This window comes from Streptomyces hilarionis, assembly GCF_024539675.1.
Classification (GTDB): domain Bacteria; phylum Actinomycetota; class Actinomycetes; order Streptomycetales; family Streptomycetaceae; genus Streptomyces; species Streptomyces hilarionis.
This window is the reverse complement of the sequence record NZ_JAHHIT010000201.1, coordinates 1-14376: the sequence shown is the minus strand read 5'-3', so window position 1 is coordinate 14376 and position 14376 is coordinate 1. Positions and strand designations below refer to the sequence as shown.

Genomic DNA, 14376 nt, shown 5'->3' with positions numbered 1-14376 from the left:
GGGTGGGCGCGGGGGAGGGCCGAGCGGGAGGTGCGGCCGCGCTACTTACGCGTCACCCTCACCCGGTAGTTCCCCTCCGGGTCGGCCTCGGTGACCGCGATCGTGATGCCGCGCTTGGGGTCCTTGAACGTCTCGCCCGGGGTGAAGGGGGCGTCGGAGAGTTCCGCGTGGACGTTGGGGCTGCGGGTGCAACCGCCGCTGTCGGTGCGGGAGTCGTAGACGGTCACGGGTCCCATGCCGGTGTCGACGTCGGCGTCGACCTTGTAGACGAGGACGCCGGGCCGGCACACGTTCTCGTCGTTGCCGCCGCGGGTGCGCAGTTCGACGGCGTAGCCGGTGTGTTCGCCGACCGGGACGAAGACCAGTTTCGGGCCGCCGGCGCGCGAGAGGGGGGTCAGGGGGTACTCCCTGGTGCCCGGGGTCGCCGCGCAGGAGATCTGACGGGCGTCCAGCCAGCCGAGCTTCCACTTGTGCCAGCCGAGCAGGTCGTTGTTGGCCCCCCAGTCCTCGCTCATGATGTCCCAGTGGCCGACGGCGCCTCCGCCCTCCTGGGTGTAGAGGTCGGGCAGGCCGAAGACGTGGCCGTTCTCGTGCGGGAGGACCCGGTAGCCGGTGCGGTCGTAGGAGCCCGAGCCGTCGTCCTGGCGCGAGTAGACGAAGGACGCGTTCGCCACGGCGACCCCGTCGGCGACCGGCGCCTCCATGTTGCCGGCGAACGTCACCGACAGGACCGTGTCCAGCGCGGAGGGCCCGGCGTTGGGGGTGACCAGCACGTTGAGCAGGTCGTACGAGCGGAAGTCGACGGTCGGGTCGGCGGCGGCCACCAGGTCCTGGACGAGCTCGCGGTAGCCGGGGTCGAAGGGCGCGCCGCGTTCTATGCCGTACGCGTGGAACGGCTTGGGCATGCGCAGCCAGTGCTTGACGGGCGTCTCGGCGCGGTAGTCGAGGCGCCCGTAGGAGGCCGTGCGGAACCACGCCTCGGTCTGTGGGAAGAACTCGCGGTAGCGGCTGAGCGCGCTGCCCCGGCCGGGCGCGTCGGAGAAGTCGATCATCAGGGTGAGGGCGCGGACGGTGCCGGTGGAGCGGGAGTAGCCGCCCGGCGTGGGCACGCCTTCGGACATCTGGACCGCCGTGCCCGGGTTGAGCATGCAGGGGACGAGGGCGGCGGACCGGGCCAGCGCGACGGGACCCGCGCCGGCAGCCGCCGAGCCGGGGACCGGCAGGCGGTGACCGGTGCCCGCCGAGGTGCTGACCGCCAGGGTCAGGACGGTGACGGACGCGAAGGCGGCGACGCGACGCGGGCGTATCCGGCGGCTCAGGGTGTCCCGGGCGGTGCGCACGGGCTGCGGCTGCATGCAGGGGGCCTTTCGCTCCAGGCAGCCACCGGTCACCGGCTGCACCCTCTCGATCACCCTGTGCCGCACGGCCCGCGCACGCGCGCTGGAGGAGACCGATCGTGGATTACCGGCCGGTATGGTGATAGATGCCGTGAAGAGTGATGAAACGGGCGCGTGGAGTGCGGGGGGCGAGCCTCGGGGAGTGGTGCGGGGGTGCTTCCGGCGGCACTCCGGCCCTTCGCGGGGTGTGTGACCCAGGTCACGGAAAGAAAGTTCTGGATCCGGGAAATAACCGGGGACGCCTTCCCCGTTTAGCCATGTGTCCGAGTGAAACGGGGACTCGCTCCCCGGATCGCATCTTCGTTCCACACTTCCGGCAGGAGCGCACCGTGCAGACCGCGACCGCCACACCCGCAGAGCGCAAGGCGACCCGGCCCCGCGCCGACGCCCTGCGCAACCGGGAGCGGATCGTCACCGCCGCCCGCGAGATGTTCACCGAGTTCGGCCCCGACGTGCCGCTCGACGAGATCGCCCGCCGGGCCGGCGTCGGCAACGCCACGGTGTACCGCAACTTCCCCGACCGTGACGCGCTGGTCCGTGAGGTCGTCTGCTCGGTGCTGGACCGCACGGTCCGGGCCGGACAGATCGCCCTCGCCGAGACCGGCGACGCGTTCGGGGCGCTGGAGCGCTTCGTGCACGCGTCCGCCGACGAGCGGATCAGCGCGCTGTGCCCGATGATCTCCAGCACCTTCGACGAGCACCACCCCGACCTCGAGGCCGCCCGTGAACGGGTCGAGCGGATCATCGAGGAGGTCATGGACCGCGCGAAGACGGCCGGGCAGCTCAGGCCCGACGTCGGCGTGGGCGACGTGATGATCGTGGTGGCCCAGCTCAGCCGCCCACCGGCCGGCACTCCCTGCATGAGCGCCGACCGGTTCGTCCACCGCCACCTACAGCTGTTCCTCGACGGACTGCGGGCCCCGGCCCCCTCCGTGTTGCCGGGCACGGCCGTGACCATGGAGGACCTGCGCCAGCCCTGCGGCCGGCCCTTGAGCGATTAGTTCGCAGCACCGCAGCAGTCGGAACCCACACACGTCTCCCACGCCGGCCGTCAGCGACGACGAGTCGCCCCTTTACCTCATCTTTTTTCCGTCACGAAGTACCGAAGCGGGTATCCCCATGTCTGAAACAGTCCAGAAGGCCCCTGGCGGGACGGTCGGCGTCCCGGACGCCAACCGCTGGAAAGCGCTGGCCTTCATCGCCCTCGCCCAGCTGATGGTCGTTCTCGACGCGACCATCGTGAACATCGCGATGCCGTCCGCCCAGCAGGACCTGGGCATCTCCGACGGCAACCGGCAGTGGATCGTCACCGCCTACGCCCTCGCCTTCGGCGGTCTGCTGCTCTTCGGTGGCCGCATCGCCGACCTGTGGGGCCGCAAGCGCGCCTTCGTCGTGGGCCTCGGCGGCTTCGCCGCGGCCTCCGCCCTCGGCGGCGCGGCCGCCAACGAGGCGATGATGTTCGGCGCCCGCGCGCTCCAGGGCGCGTTCGGCGCGCTGCTCGCGCCCGCCGCGCTCTCCCTGCTCGCCGTGATGTTCACGGACGCCAAGGAGCGCGCCAAGGCCTTCGGCATCTACGGCGCGATCGCCGGCGGCGGCGGCGCCGTCGGCCTGATCCTCGGCGGTTTCCTCACCGAGTACCTGGACTGGCGCTGGACGTTCTTCGTGAACATCCCGTTCGCGATCATCGCCGCGGCCGGCGCCTACTTCGTCATCCGTGAGCCCGCGGGCGGCCGCAACCGTTCCGCTCTCGACATCCCGGGCGTCATCCTGTCCACGCTCGGCCTGGTCTCGCTCGTCTACGGGTTCACCCGCGCCGAGTCCGAGGGCTGGAGCGACTCCGTGACCATCGGCATGTTCGTCGCGTCGGCCGTCCTGCTGGCCGCCTTCGTCGTCGTCGAGTCCAAGGTCAAGGCCCCGCTGCTGCCCCTGCGCGTGATCACCGAGCGCAACCGCGGCGGCATCTACCTCTCGCTCGGCCTCGCGATCATCGCGATGTTCGGCCTGTTCCTGTTCCTGACCTACTACCTTCAGATCGTGAAGGGCTACTCGCCGGTCAAGACCGGTTTCGCCTTCCTTCCGATGATCGCGGGCATGATCACCGGCTCCACCCAGATCGGCACCCGTCTGATGACCCGGGTGGCTCCCCGTCTGCTGATGGGCCCGGGCTTCCTGGTCGCCGCGCTCGGCATGCTGTTCCTGACCCGCCTGGAGATCGGCTCCTCGTACGCGGCCGTGCTGCTGCCGGCGATGCTGCTGCTCGGCCTGGGCATGGGCACGGCGTTCATGCCGGCGATGTCGCTGGCCACGCAGGGCGTCGAGCCGCGGGACGCGGGTGTCGCCTCCGCGATGGTCAACACCTCGCAGCAGGTGGGCGGCGCGATCGGCACCGCTCTGCTGAACACGATCGCCGCGTCCGCGACGACGTCGTACGTCAAGGACCACATGGCGGGCGCCGCTTCCCGGCCCCAGCAGCAGCTGGTGCAGCTGGAGGGCATGGTGCACGGCTACACCAGCGCCATCTGGTTCGCCGTCGGCATCCTGGTCGCGGCCGCCACGATCGCCCTGACCTTCGTCAACGCCGGCAAGCCGGACATGGGCGGCGCGGTCGCGGGCTCGGGTGCGAAGGACGCCGAGGACGCCGTCCCGGTGATGGTCCACTGACCCGTACGAACCCGGACCCCGGGGGACGTCTCCCGGCCCGCCCCGCCTGACCCCGCCCGGTCAGCGCAGCCAGGGAAGGTCCGCACCCGCTTCGTCGGGCTGAAGTCCCTCGGCGACGATCTGCATGATCTCGCCGAGGGACTTCTGCTGTTCCGGGCTGAGCCGGTCGAACACGGCCTTGCGGACGACGGCCACGTGGCCCGGCGCGGCGCGCTTGAGCATCTCCAGGCCCTGGTCGGTGAGCACGGCGAACTGGCCGCGCTTGTCGGAGGGGCAGTCCTCCCGGCGCACCCAGCCGTTCTTCTCCAGCCGGGCGACGGCGTGCGAGAGGCGTGAGCGGGTGATCTTCGCGTGCTTGGCCAGTTCGGTCATCCGCAGCCGTCGCTGCGGGCACTCGGCGAGCTTGACCAGAAGGCCGTAGTAGACGTGCGGCATCCCCGCGTCCCGCTGGAGCTGGCGGTCCATGTGGTCCTCCAGCAGGGTGGTGGCGTGCACGTAGGAGCGCCAGATGAGCTGTTCCTCGGCGGTGAGCCAGCGGGGCTCTTCGGATGCGGATGCCGTCTTCATCCCCCCACTGTAAACGCCCGCTCCTTGAAATTTAAACCAACTGGGAATATGCTCGGCGGTATTGCCGTTTTAGATTTCAAGCAACTGTCCGCACCTGCCGAGAGAGCCCGAAGGAGCCGCCGTCATGTCCGCCGCAACCCAGGAACTCTCCCGCCCCCGGGAGCGCATGCCCGCGCTCTACCTCAGCCACGGCGCCCCGCCGCTCGCGGACGACCCGGTCTGGCCCGGCGAGCTCGCCGCCTGGTCCGCCGACCTGCCCCGGCCCAAGGCCGTCCTCATGGTCTCCGCACACTGGGAGGAGGCCCCGCTGGCCCTCGGCGCCGTCGACCCCGTCCCCCTGGTCTACGACTTCTGGGGCTTCCCTGAGCACTACTACACGGTGAAGTACGACGCCCCCGGCGCGCCCGAACTCGCCGCGAGCGTGCGCAAGCTCCTGCGCGCCCCGGGCACCCCCGTCCAGGACATCCCCGACCGCGGCCTCGACCACGGCGCCTACGTCCCGCTCGTCGAGATGTTCCCGGCCGCCGACATCCCGGTCCTTCAGGTCTCCATGCCGACCCTCGACCCCGTGAAGCTCATGGAGATCGGCCGCAGGCTGGCGCCCCTGCGCGACGAGGGCGTCCTCATCGTCGGCTCCGGGTTCTTCACCCACAACCTGGCCGCGCTGCGGCACACCGGCGGCGGGGTGCCGACCTGGTCGTCCGAGTTCGACGACTGGGGGCGGCGCGCGCTGGAGGCCCGCGACTGGGACGGCCTGCTCGACTTCCTCCACAAGGCGCCGGCCGGCCGGTACGCCCACCCGCGCACCGAGCACTTCGCCCCGCTCTTCGTGACCATGGGCGCGGCGGAGGTGTCCGGCGAGCTGGACGACCAGAAGTCGGTGATCGACGGCTTCTGGATGGGGATGGCCAAGCGGTCGGTGCAGTTCGGCTGATCCTCCCGGCCGGCGCGGGCTACAGCTCCTTCTCGTACCAGGCCACGTCCCAGTAGCGGCCGAACTTGCGGCCCACCTCGCGGTACGTGCCCACGGGCCGGAAACCGAAGCGTTCGTGCAGGCGCACGGACGCCTCGTTCGGCTGGGCGATGCCCGCGTAGGCGCGGTGCACGTCCTCGCCGGCCAGCGCCTCGAAGAGTGCCCTGTACAGGAGCGTGCCGACGCCGCGCCGCCCCGCGCGCGGGGCGACGTAGACCGTCACCTCCACGGACGTGGAGTAGGCCGCCTTCGGCCGGTAGGGGCTGGATGTGGCGTAACCCAGGATTTCCTGTGAGGTCCCCGGGATGTCCTGTGAGTCCGTTTCCGTGGCAACCATCAGGCGGTAGGGCCCGTCTACAGGGTGGGAGAGCAGCCAAGGACGTCGCTCTTCCGGAGTGAAGGCCACCGTGTCGAATGTGATGGCCGTCTCACGTACATAGTGGTTGTAGAGGCTTGTGAGCGCGCCGAGGTCGGCCTCGACTCCAGGTCTGACCTGCACCTCTGTACGTTCCGACGGCATCATGCCTCCCAGGTGGTCGGACAGGGTACTGCATGATCAGAAAATTCGGGGTGCGGGTGGGGAATTCTGTCCTGATTCCAGTCGTTGTTTCCATCGGATGCAGGGCACCCGAGGAGAGTCCAGAAGTTCCGACAGTGCCGGGCGTCTGAAGGGCCACCCGCTGAACCACCATCGCAAGGGAGCACGCATGGCAACCCGTGCCGTCGCCCGCCGCAAGTCCGCCACCGGCGAGACGAGCAGCGCGGCCCGCAGTGTTCGCGCCCATGGCGGCGAGATCGCCGACCGCGACCTGGTCGGCATGTACCTCGACGAGATCGCGCGTACACCGCTGCTCGACGCCGCCAAGGAGGTCGAGTTGTCCCAGATCATCGAGGCGGGTGTCTTCGCGCAACAGGTCCTCGACGGCGAGGAGGAGTCCAAGGCGCAGGCCTCCCGCGAGGAGCTCGAAGCCCTGGTCGCCGACAGCGAGCGGGCCAAGGACGTCTTCATCCGATCCAACCTCCGCCTGGTCGTGGCAGTGGCCCGGCGCTACCCGCGCAGCGGCCTGCCCCTGCTGGACCTGATCCAGGAGGGCAACGCCGGCCTGGTGCGCGCGGTCGAGAAGTTCGACTACCGCAAGGGCTTCAAGTTCTCGACGTACGCCACCTGGTGGATCCGTCAGGCCATCACCCGTTCCATAGCGGACCAGTCGCGCACCATCCGCCTGCCCGTCCACCTGGTGGAGGAGCTCGGCCGGATCCGGCGCGTGCAGCGCGAGTTCAACCGCGAGAACGGCCGCGACCCGGAGCCCGCCGAGATCGCCACCGAGCTGGGCTCGACGCCGGAGCGCGTGACGGACGTCCTGGACTGGGCCCGTGACCCGGTCTCGCTGAACATGGCGGTCGACGACGAGGGAGAGACGCAGTTCGGCGACCTCCTGGAGGACACCTCGGCGGTGTCGCCGGAGCAGTCGGTGCTGACGCTGCTGCGCAGTGAGGAACTGGACGGCCTGATCGACCGTCTGGACCCGCGCACGGCTTCCATCATCAAGATGCGGTACGGCATCGACGACGGCCGCGAGCGCACCCTGACCGAGGTCGGCAAGAAGCACGGGCTGACGAGGGAGCGCATCCGCCAGATCGAGAAGCACGCCCTGCTGGAACTGAAGAAGCTGGCCCGCGACACGGGCTTCGAGGCAGCGGCGTAACCGTCTGTTCCGCGGGGCCGGGCGGGTGAGGCCCGGCCGAGCGGACAGCCGGCCGTCACGGGACAGCGGCGGACACGGGGCGCCGGCCGACGCGAGACACCGGCCGTCCGGAGACGCCCGCCAGGACGGCGGTCGGCGTGGGGCGCGGCCAGGCTGGTGAGCCTCCTGCTTCCCGTGCCACGCGTGGGCCGGGTGCACCGCGAGGTGCCGGTCGTGCCGGTTGTGCCGAGCGTCCGGGGCGTGCGCCGGTTCGAGACCGCCGCGCAAACTTGGCGCGGGAACGCCGCTTCAATCGGGAGAGCGGGGGAAAAAGACTTCTGGGCACGGGAGTTCGGATCGGCCGGACCCTGAAGCCCACCCCGAGATCTCAGCCCTGCACGAGCGAGGCCCTGCGAGCCGAGCCCACGAACAAAGCCATTGACGTACCCGACGCACCCGACGTCCAGTGATCCTCGCGGTCCGCGCGGTCCGTGTGGTTCGCGCGGACACCGCATCACCTCCGAGCCAAGTCCCGCCGCACATCCCCCCGGCGCCGGGACTCTCCGAGAGCCGGGCTTCGGCGCCTCTCCCCCCAGGCGCCGGAGCCCGGTTCCCTTTCCCGCCAGACGTTCCCGAGCGGTGGCGCGGGCGCAGGGAGGGGTGAGGCGGGGCAGGGCGGACAATGGTGGGGATTTCGGTGGCAATTGCGGGCGCACACGACCGTCGGGTGGAGCGCGACGGCGCGCGGGCACGTCGAGAAGGCGGGGCACCCCGTACCTGAACCACGGGGTGGCCCGCCCGAATGGCAGATTGTGCCACATGGGCATAGCCTGCCGGAGTGATCAGCTCGACCTCCCGCTCGGCGCCGGCTTCGCTGACCGAGCGGCGCAAAGCGGCGACCCGGATGGAGATCGCCCGGGCGGCGGCCGGCCTGTTCGTCAGCCGGGGTCTGAAGGCCACCCGCGCCGAGGACATCGCGCAGGCGGCGGGAATCGCCCCGCGCACCTTCTACCGGTACTTCGCCACCAAGGAGGAGGCCGTGGCCCCCCTCTACGCGGCGGGCGCCCAGCGCTGGGCGGAGGCGGTGCGGGAGGCCCCGGCCGGACTGAGTGTGCCGGAGGCCCTCGAACACGCCGTGCGTCACACGCTCGAGCCCGGCCGGGGCGTCTCGGCGGCGTCCTGGGAGTGGGTGCGCACACTGATCCGGCTGGCCATGGCGAGCCCGGCCCTGGGGAAGGTCTGGGCCGAGGTGTGCCACACCTCGGAGGCCACCCTCGCCGAGGTGCTGGCGGAACGGGCGACGCCCTCCGCCCCGACGGCGGCGACCCGGCCCTCGACCGCGGGACCGGGCGGCCCCGACTCGGGCGCCGCCGCTGCTGACCCGGCCCCCGTCCCTGACGGCGCCGACCCGGCCCCGGCCCCTGTCCCTGATGGCGCTGACCCGGCGCCCCTCCCCGATGGCGCTGACCAGGCCTCCGCCTCCGGCGCTGCTGACCCGGTCCCGGCCTCGGTTCCCGCCGCTTCCGTCTCGCCGTACGAGCGCTTCACGGCGGCGGTGGCCGGTGCCGCGGTCAGGGTCGCCGTCGAGAGCTGGGCGGTGACGGACACCTCGCCCACCGGCCCGCAGGGCCCGGCGGAGCTGGCCCTGGGCAACCTGCGAGCCCTGCGGGGTTTCTCCTGGACGTCGAGGCAGGCGGGGCAGGCAGGGCAGTCGGGGCAGGCGGGGCAAGCCCGCTAGGCAGGGCCTGGAGGGCCTGAGGGGAGGGGGGCTCCGGCCCGCGCCTTCCTGCCCGGAACCCGGTGCGGCGTCTCAAGGAGTCGTCGCGTGCGCCGTCGTCGGCTCCGTGCCCGCCGCCCGTCCCAGGCGACCGGACAACTCCCTTGCGCAGTCGACCAGTTCGCGGGGCTCGTGGACCGAGAACTCGTGGCCCAGCATCGCGAGCCGGACCGCCACCCACTCGACCGGGTCACTGGTCGACCCGCGCAGTCGGCACCTCCCGCCGACGGTCCCGCCGGGGCCGGTTCCCTCCCCTTCGTTCCCGTCACCCCCGCCCCCGTTCCGTTCGCCGGCGTCCGGGAGGTCCGGGACCGGTGTGCCGAGCCAGGACGGGAGGAGGGCGCCGACGAGTTCGGCCGGCGCGTGGATCGTGACGTCGTACTCGTAGGCGCGCGCGTCCGGACGGCCGTGGATGGACCGCCGCAGGTACTCCGCCGCGCTGCCCGTGGGAAGCTCACGTGGAGCGAACCGCGCGCCGGTCGCGAACGGGTCGCGGACCCGGTCCACCCGGAACGTCCGCCAGTCCTGGCGGTCGAGGTCGTAGGCCACGAGGTACCACCGCCGGCCCGTCGACACGAGCCGGTAGGGCTCGGTCAGCCGGCGTGACTCCGTGCCGTCCTTGGCGCGGTAGGCGAACCGCAGCCGCTCCTGGCCGGCCACGGTCGATGCCATGACGGTCAGCGTCTCGGGGGCGATGCTCGCGCCGTCCCCGCTGGTCAGCGGTGTGGTGGCGGCCTGGAGGGTCGAGACGCGGTGGCGCAACCGGGCCGGCAGCACCTGCTCCAGCTTGGCCAGGGCCCGCACGGACGCCTCGTCGACGCCCTCGAGCGCGTGACCGGCCCCGGCCCGCAGTCCGACGGCGATGGCGACGGCCTCCTCGTCGTCGAGCACGAGCGGGGGCATCGCCTTGCCCGCGACCAGCCGGTACCCGCCGTCCGAGCCCATGGTCGCCTGGACGGGATAGCCCAGGTCGCGCAGTCGGTCGATGTCGCGCCGGACCGTGCGGCGGGACACCCCGAGGCGGTCGGCGAGCTCGCCGCCGGGCCATTCGCGGGGCGTCTGGAGGAGGGAGAGGAGCTGGAGCAGCCGAGCCGGAGTGTCCGTCGTCATGCATCCGAGGATGCCGTACGAGTAGGACACGATCTGACCTACTGCCGTCCTACTGTCACATCATGACCTCCACGGAGACCTCCACCGAGACACCGCCCGACTTCGAGAAGACTCCCGAGACGCGTCCCGGGGCGGCTCCCGAGCCCGCCCCGGGCGACCGGCGTCGGTGGTTCGCGCTCGCCATCGTGATGACCGCGGCCTTCATGGACCTCGTCGACGTCACGATCGTCAACATCGCCATTCCCTCCATACGGCAGGACGCGGGCGCCTCCTGGAGCCAGATCCAGTGGATCACCGCCGGTTACGCGCTCGCCTTCGCCGCCGGACTCATCACGGGCGGCCGGCTCGGCGACATCCACGGACGCAAGCGGCTGTTCCTGCTCGGCATCGGCGGCTTCACCCTCGCCTCGGCGCTGTGCGGTTTCGCCGCCAACCCCGAGATGCTGGTCGCCTCGCGCATCCTTCAGGGCGGCATGGCGGCGATGATGGTCCCGCAGGTGCTCTCGATCGTGCACGCCACGTTCCCCGCGCACGAGCGGGGCAAGGTGTTCGGCCTGTTCGGCGCCATCGTGGGGCTGGGCGCCGTCTCCGGCCCGCTGCTGGGCGCGCTGCTGACGGAGTGGAACCTGTTCGGGCTGGAGTGGCGGCCGATCTTCCTGATCAACCTGCCGGTCGGCATCGCGGGGCTGATCCTCGGCAGCCGTTTCATCACCGAGTCCAAGGCGCCGAAGGCGCTGAAGCTGGACATCGTCGGCGTCGTCCTGGTCACTCTCGGTCTGCTCATGCTGCTCTACCCGCTCACCCGCGGCCGGGAACTGGGCTGGCCGCTGTGGGGGTACGCGTCGATGGTCGGCGCGCTTGGCGTGTTCGGGGCGCTGGTCGCCTACGAACGGCGCAAGGCCGCGCGGGACGGTTCGCCGCTGGTCGAGCTCTCCCTCTTCCGGGTGCGCAGCTTCGCGGCGGGCGTCGCCGTGCAGACCGTCTTCGGGATCGCGCTCGGCGTGTTCTTCCTGGTCTGGACGCTGTACATGCAGACGGGCCTGGGCTGGAGCCCGATGAAGGCCGGACTGACCGGGGTCCCCTTCTCGATCGCCGTCTCGACGGCCGCGGGGATGTCCGTGCAGAAGCTGGTTCCGCGCTTCGGGCGCAAGGTGCTCCAGGCGGGGGCCCTGACCATGGTCGTCGGCGTGCTCCTCTACATCTGGGAGTCCGAGCGCTACGGCCTGGGCATCGCGCCCTGGCAGATGGCGCTGCCGCTGGTCGTCATGGGCGCGGGCATGGGCCTGATCTTCGCCCCGCTGACCGACGCGGTGCTGTCGGAGGTGCCGCGCGAGCACGCCGGGTCGGCGTCCGGGCTCATCAACACCGTTCAGCAGATGGGCAACGCGCTCGGACTGGGGCTCGTCGCGGTCGTCTTCTTCGGGGAGATCGGCGACCGGCTGACGGCGTCCGAGGTGGGCCCCGCGTTCGTGAACGCGTTCCAGCACGCCCTGGGCTGGGTGGCCCTGGTGATGTTCGCGATCTTCCTGCTGATGTTCGCCCTGCCGAAGCGGCCCGCGCAGCACGTCGAGGGAGGCACGGACGATGCCGTAGCCGTAGCCGAAGCAGACGGCGACGCCGCGGAGGGTCCGGAGGCCCGGGAGGCCTCGGAGGCGGGACCGGCCGACGAGCGGGGGCGTGCGGTCGCCGTCTGAGGAACTGCGCTGCCGCACCGATGCACGGCTGAGCGGCTGAGCGGCCGCGACGGTTGCGCCGCTGAGCGCCGGCACCGCTGAGCTTCAGCGGCCGGAGCCCGTCACCTTCACGGTGGCGGGCTCTTCGCCGTCTTCGCCCTCTTCCTGGCCGTATACCGACGCCGGCCTTCGGCCGGCTGCCTGTCCCGAGCGACTCGACCGGCTGCCTATCGGACCTCGACGGCTGCCGCTCGGACTCGACGGCTGCCGACGGGGCCTCGATCGGCCGACCACCGGTCGTCGTCCCCCTCGGGGCCTCGGGTGGGGCCGGCGCCGGGCGTCCCCCTCGAAGTCACGGGTACCGGGCACGGGACACGGAGAGCCTCTATGGAAGTCCGTTCATGCCCGAATGAAGCCCGAACCTGTTTACTTTCCGGACATCCGGGCGTAGCCTCCGTGGCGAAACCACAGGTTCGGGCACAAACCAGAGAGCGGTCGGAGGAGAACGGACATGTACGCACCGGAGCGGCAGCAGGAGATCCTGCGGCTCGCCCGTGACGGCGGACGGGTGGACGTCCTGTCGCTGGCCGAGGAGTTCCAGGTCACGGCGGAGACGATCCGCCGCGACCTGAAGGCCCTCGACCGGGCCGGCCTGGTGCGCCGCGTGCACGGCGGAGCCATCCCGGCCGGACGTCTCGACTTCGAACCGGACCTGGCCGAACGCGAGACCACCTCGGCCGACGAGAAGGACCGGATCGCCAAGGCGGCCCTGGCGGAACTGCCCGCCGAGGGCACGATGATCCTGGACGCCGGCACGACCGTCGCGCGACTGGCCGCCGCCCTCCCGCTGGAGGCCGAGCTCACCGTCGTCACCCACAGCCTGCCCATCGCGGCCCGGCTCGCGGACCACCCCGGCATGCAGCTCCATCTCATCGGGGGGCGCGTACGGCACCGTACACGCGCCGCCGTGGACGCCTGGGCGCTGCGCGCGTACGGCGAGGTCCGGGCCGACGTGGTGTTCCTCGCCGCCAACGGGTACTCCGCCGAGCACGGGCTGACCACTCCCGACCTCGCCGAGGCCGCGGTCAAGCGGGCGGCCGTCGCCGCCGCCCGCCGGGTCGTCCTGCTCGCCGACTCCGCCAAGCACGGCCAAGAGCACTTCGCCCGCTTCGCCGACCTGAGCGACGTGGACCTGCTGATCACCGACAGCGCACTGAGCCCCGACGACGCGGCCGCGATCGAGCGCGGCGGCACGGAAGTGGTACGAGCATGAGCGGCACCGGCCCGACGAGCGGCGCCGGACCGGGCGTCTCGGGCGTGATCCTCACCGTCACGCCCAACCCGTCCCTGGACCGCACCTACGAGGTCCCCTCCCTCGACCGGGGCGAGGTCATCCGCGCCACCGGCGAGCGGATGGACCCGGGCGGCAAGGGCGTGAACGTCTCGCGCGCCGCGGCCGCGGCCGGCCGGCGCACGGTCGCCGTCCTGCCCCTGGGCGGCGCGCCGGGCGCACTCGTCGCCGAACTGCTGGCCGCGCAGGGCATCGAGGTCGCGCCGGTCCCCGTGGCCGGAGCCACCCGCTCGAACATCGCCCTCGCGGAGTCCGACGGTGTGCTGACGAAGATCAACGCGCCCGGTCCCGAGCTGTCCGCCGAGGAGCAGGAGCTGCTCCTGGAGACGGTGCGCGAGCAGTCGCGCGACGCCGACTGGATCGCCTGCTGCGGCAGCCTGCCCCGCGGGCTCGCGCCGTCCTGGTACGCCGACGTGGTCGCCCGGGCGCACGCGGGAGGCGCGCGGATCGCCCTGGACACCTCCGGGCCCGCCCTTCTCGAAGCGCTGCGCGAGCGGCCCGACGTGGTGAAGCCGAACGCCGAGGAACTCGCCGAGGCGGTCGGCCGCCCCTTGGCCACCGTGGGCGACGCGCTGAAGGCGGCCGAGGAGCTGCGGGGGATGGGCGCCCGCGCGGTGCTCGCGAGCCTCGGCGCCGACGGTCAGCTGCTGGTCGAGGAGGCGGGCACCTGGTTCGCCGCCGCGCGCGTCGACGTCGTCCGCAGCAACGTGGGCGCCGGCGACTCCTCCCTCGCCGGGTTCCTCGTCGCCGGCGGCAGCGGTCCGGCGGCGCTCGCGTCGGCCGTCGCGCACGGCGCGGCCGCCGTCCGGCTCCCCGGCAGCGTGATGCCCACCCCGGACGACCTGGACCCGGCGGCGGTGACGGTGACCGCCGAGGTCCCGGTCGACCGCGCACTGCTGGAGCCGGTGTCATGAGGAGCGCCGGCGCCGGCAGGAGAAACGGGGCGACGAGGACGACCGGCGCGACCGGGCCGGCCTCGGCCGCGAGCACGATCCCGGCACCGGCCGGGTCGCCGCACGGCGGACCGGCGGCCGGCCGGCGGCGAGGCGCCCCCGCGACCGTCGCCCGCCACGGAGGGCAGGGCACCCTGAGCCGCCCTGCCGTCCGGGGGAACCAGGAACCGAACCCGCCCGCGACCCCAGGGAGGCGGGGCTGCCCCGGCCCCGCCTCCCTGGGGTCGCG

The 14376-nt window shown here is 72.1% G+C and carries 12 protein-coding genes; 8 read left to right on the top strand and 4 right to left on the bottom strand.

Annotated elements, in window-relative coordinates; translation table 11 throughout:
* Positions 1 to 41: 41 nt before the first annotated feature.
* Positions 42 to 1355, bottom strand: a complete 1314-nt coding sequence (locus KMS84_RS34300) for a M6 family metalloprotease domain-containing protein (protein ID WP_256920432.1) — start codon at positions 1353 to 1355, stop codon at positions 42 to 44.
* Positions 1356 to 1726: 371 nt separating this feature from the next.
* Between KMS84_RS34300 and KMS84_RS34295 the strand changes: the two genes are divergently transcribed.
* Together KMS84_RS34295 and KMS84_RS34290 are read left to right on the top strand one after the other, a co-directional pair.
* Complete coding sequence (locus KMS84_RS34295; RefSeq protein ID WP_256920431.1) at positions 1727 to 2398, top strand: TetR/AcrR family transcriptional regulator; 672 nt, start codon at positions 1727 to 1729, stop codon at positions 2396 to 2398.
* A gap of 118 nt (positions 2399 to 2516) precedes the next feature.
* Positions 2517 to 4058, top strand: a complete 1542-nt coding sequence (locus tag KMS84_RS34290; protein ID WP_256920430.1) for an MFS transporter — start codon at positions 2517 to 2519, stop codon at positions 4056 to 4058.
* Positions 4059 to 4118: 60 nt separating this feature from the next.
* Here the strand turns inward: KMS84_RS34290 and KMS84_RS34285 are convergent, their stop codons facing one another.
* Positions 4119 to 4625: a MarR family winged helix-turn-helix transcriptional regulator gene (locus KMS84_RS34285; protein WP_256920429.1), complete on the bottom strand. Its 507-nt coding sequence runs from the start codon at positions 4623 to 4625 to the stop codon at positions 4119 to 4121.
* Positions 4626 to 4749: 124 nt separating this feature from the next.
* Between KMS84_RS34285 and KMS84_RS34280 the strand changes: the two genes are divergently transcribed.
* The gene (locus tag KMS84_RS34280; RefSeq protein WP_256920428.1) at positions 4750 to 5559 is read left to right on the top strand and encodes a dioxygenase family protein; all 810 of its coding nucleotides are present in this window, start codon (positions 4750 to 4752) and stop codon (positions 5557 to 5559) included.
* Positions 5560 to 5578: 19 nt separating this feature from the next.
* Here the strand turns inward: KMS84_RS34280 and KMS84_RS34275 are convergent, their stop codons facing one another.
* Entirely contained in the window at positions 5579 to 6118 is a 540-nt protein-coding gene (locus tag KMS84_RS34275) for a GNAT family N-acetyltransferase (protein ID WP_256920436.1), read from the bottom strand.
* 187 nt (positions 6119 to 6305) lie between these two features.
* On the opposite strand from KMS84_RS34275, the gene KMS84_RS34270 reads away from it, so the two are divergent.
* On the top strand, positions 6306 to 7304 hold the full coding sequence (locus tag KMS84_RS34270) for a sigma-70 family RNA polymerase sigma factor (protein WP_256920427.1): 999 nt from the start codon (positions 6306 to 6308) through the stop codon (positions 7302 to 7304).
* Positions 7305 to 8121: 817 nt separating this feature from the next.
* Positions 8122 to 9021, top strand: a complete 900-nt coding sequence (locus tag KMS84_RS34265; protein ID WP_438819018.1) for a TetR/AcrR family transcriptional regulator — start codon at positions 8122 to 8124, stop codon at positions 9019 to 9021.
* A 72-nt stretch (positions 9022 to 9093) separates the two neighbouring features.
* Here the strand turns inward: KMS84_RS34265 and KMS84_RS34260 are convergent, their stop codons facing one another.
* Positions 9094 to 10170: a helix-turn-helix transcriptional regulator gene (locus KMS84_RS34260; RefSeq protein ID WP_256920426.1), complete on the bottom strand. Its 1077-nt coding sequence runs from the start codon at positions 10168 to 10170 to the stop codon at positions 9094 to 9096.
* A gap of 62 nt (positions 10171 to 10232) precedes the next feature.
* On the opposite strand from KMS84_RS34260, the gene KMS84_RS34255 reads away from it, so the two are divergent.
* From KMS84_RS34255 to pfkB, 3 genes are all read left to right on the top strand, one after another.
* Positions 10233 to 11864 (top strand): MFS transporter, encoded by a 1632-nt coding sequence (locus KMS84_RS34255; RefSeq protein ID WP_256920425.1) that lies wholly within the window; start codon positions 10233 to 10235, stop codon positions 11862 to 11864.
* A 490-nt stretch (positions 11865 to 12354) separates the two neighbouring features.
* The gene (locus tag KMS84_RS34250; RefSeq protein ID WP_256920424.1) at positions 12355 to 13116 is read left to right on the top strand and encodes a DeoR/GlpR family DNA-binding transcription regulator; all 762 of its coding nucleotides are present in this window, start codon (positions 12355 to 12357) and stop codon (positions 13114 to 13116) included.
* 44 nt (positions 13117 to 13160) lie between these two features.
* A complete protein-coding gene (gene pfkB, locus KMS84_RS34245) occupies positions 13161 to 14108 on the top strand; it encodes a 1-phosphofructokinase (protein ID WP_256920433.1) in 948 nt (315 codons plus the stop codon).
* Positions 14109 to 14376 lie beyond the last annotated feature (268 nt).

Excerpts from the sequence above, each read along its gene's own strand:
- KMS84_RS34300 (WP_256920432.1), bottom strand. The coding sequence starts at position 1,355 with ATGCAGCCGCAGCCCGTGCGCACCGCCCGGGACACCCTGAGCCGCCGG.
- KMS84_RS34290 (WP_256920430.1), top strand. The coding sequence starts at position 2,517 with ATGTCTGAAACAGTCCAGAAGGCCCCTGGCGGGACGGTCGGCGTCCCG.
- KMS84_RS34285 (WP_256920429.1), bottom strand. The coding sequence starts at position 4,625 with ATGAAGACGGCATCCGCATCCGAAGAGCCCCGCTGGCTCACCGCCGAG.
- KMS84_RS34280 (WP_256920428.1), top strand. The coding sequence starts at position 4,750 with ATGTCCGCCGCAACCCAGGAACTCTCCCGCCCCCGGGAGCGCATGCCC.
- KMS84_RS34275 (WP_256920436.1), bottom strand. The coding sequence starts at position 6,118 with ATGCCGTCGGAACGTACAGAGGTGCAGGTCAGACCTGGAGTCGAGGCC.
- KMS84_RS34270 (WP_256920427.1), top strand. The coding sequence starts at position 6,306 with ATGGCAACCCGTGCCGTCGCCCGCCGCAAGTCCGCCACCGGCGAGACG.
- KMS84_RS34260 (WP_256920426.1), bottom strand. The coding sequence starts at position 10,170 with ATGACGACGGACACTCCGGCTCGGCTGCTCCAGCTCCTCTCCCTCCTC.
- KMS84_RS34255 (WP_256920425.1), top strand. The coding sequence starts at position 10,233 with ATGACCTCCACGGAGACCTCCACCGAGACACCGCCCGACTTCGAGAAG.
- KMS84_RS34250 (WP_256920424.1), top strand. The coding sequence starts at position 12,355 with ATGTACGCACCGGAGCGGCAGCAGGAGATCCTGCGGCTCGCCCGTGAC.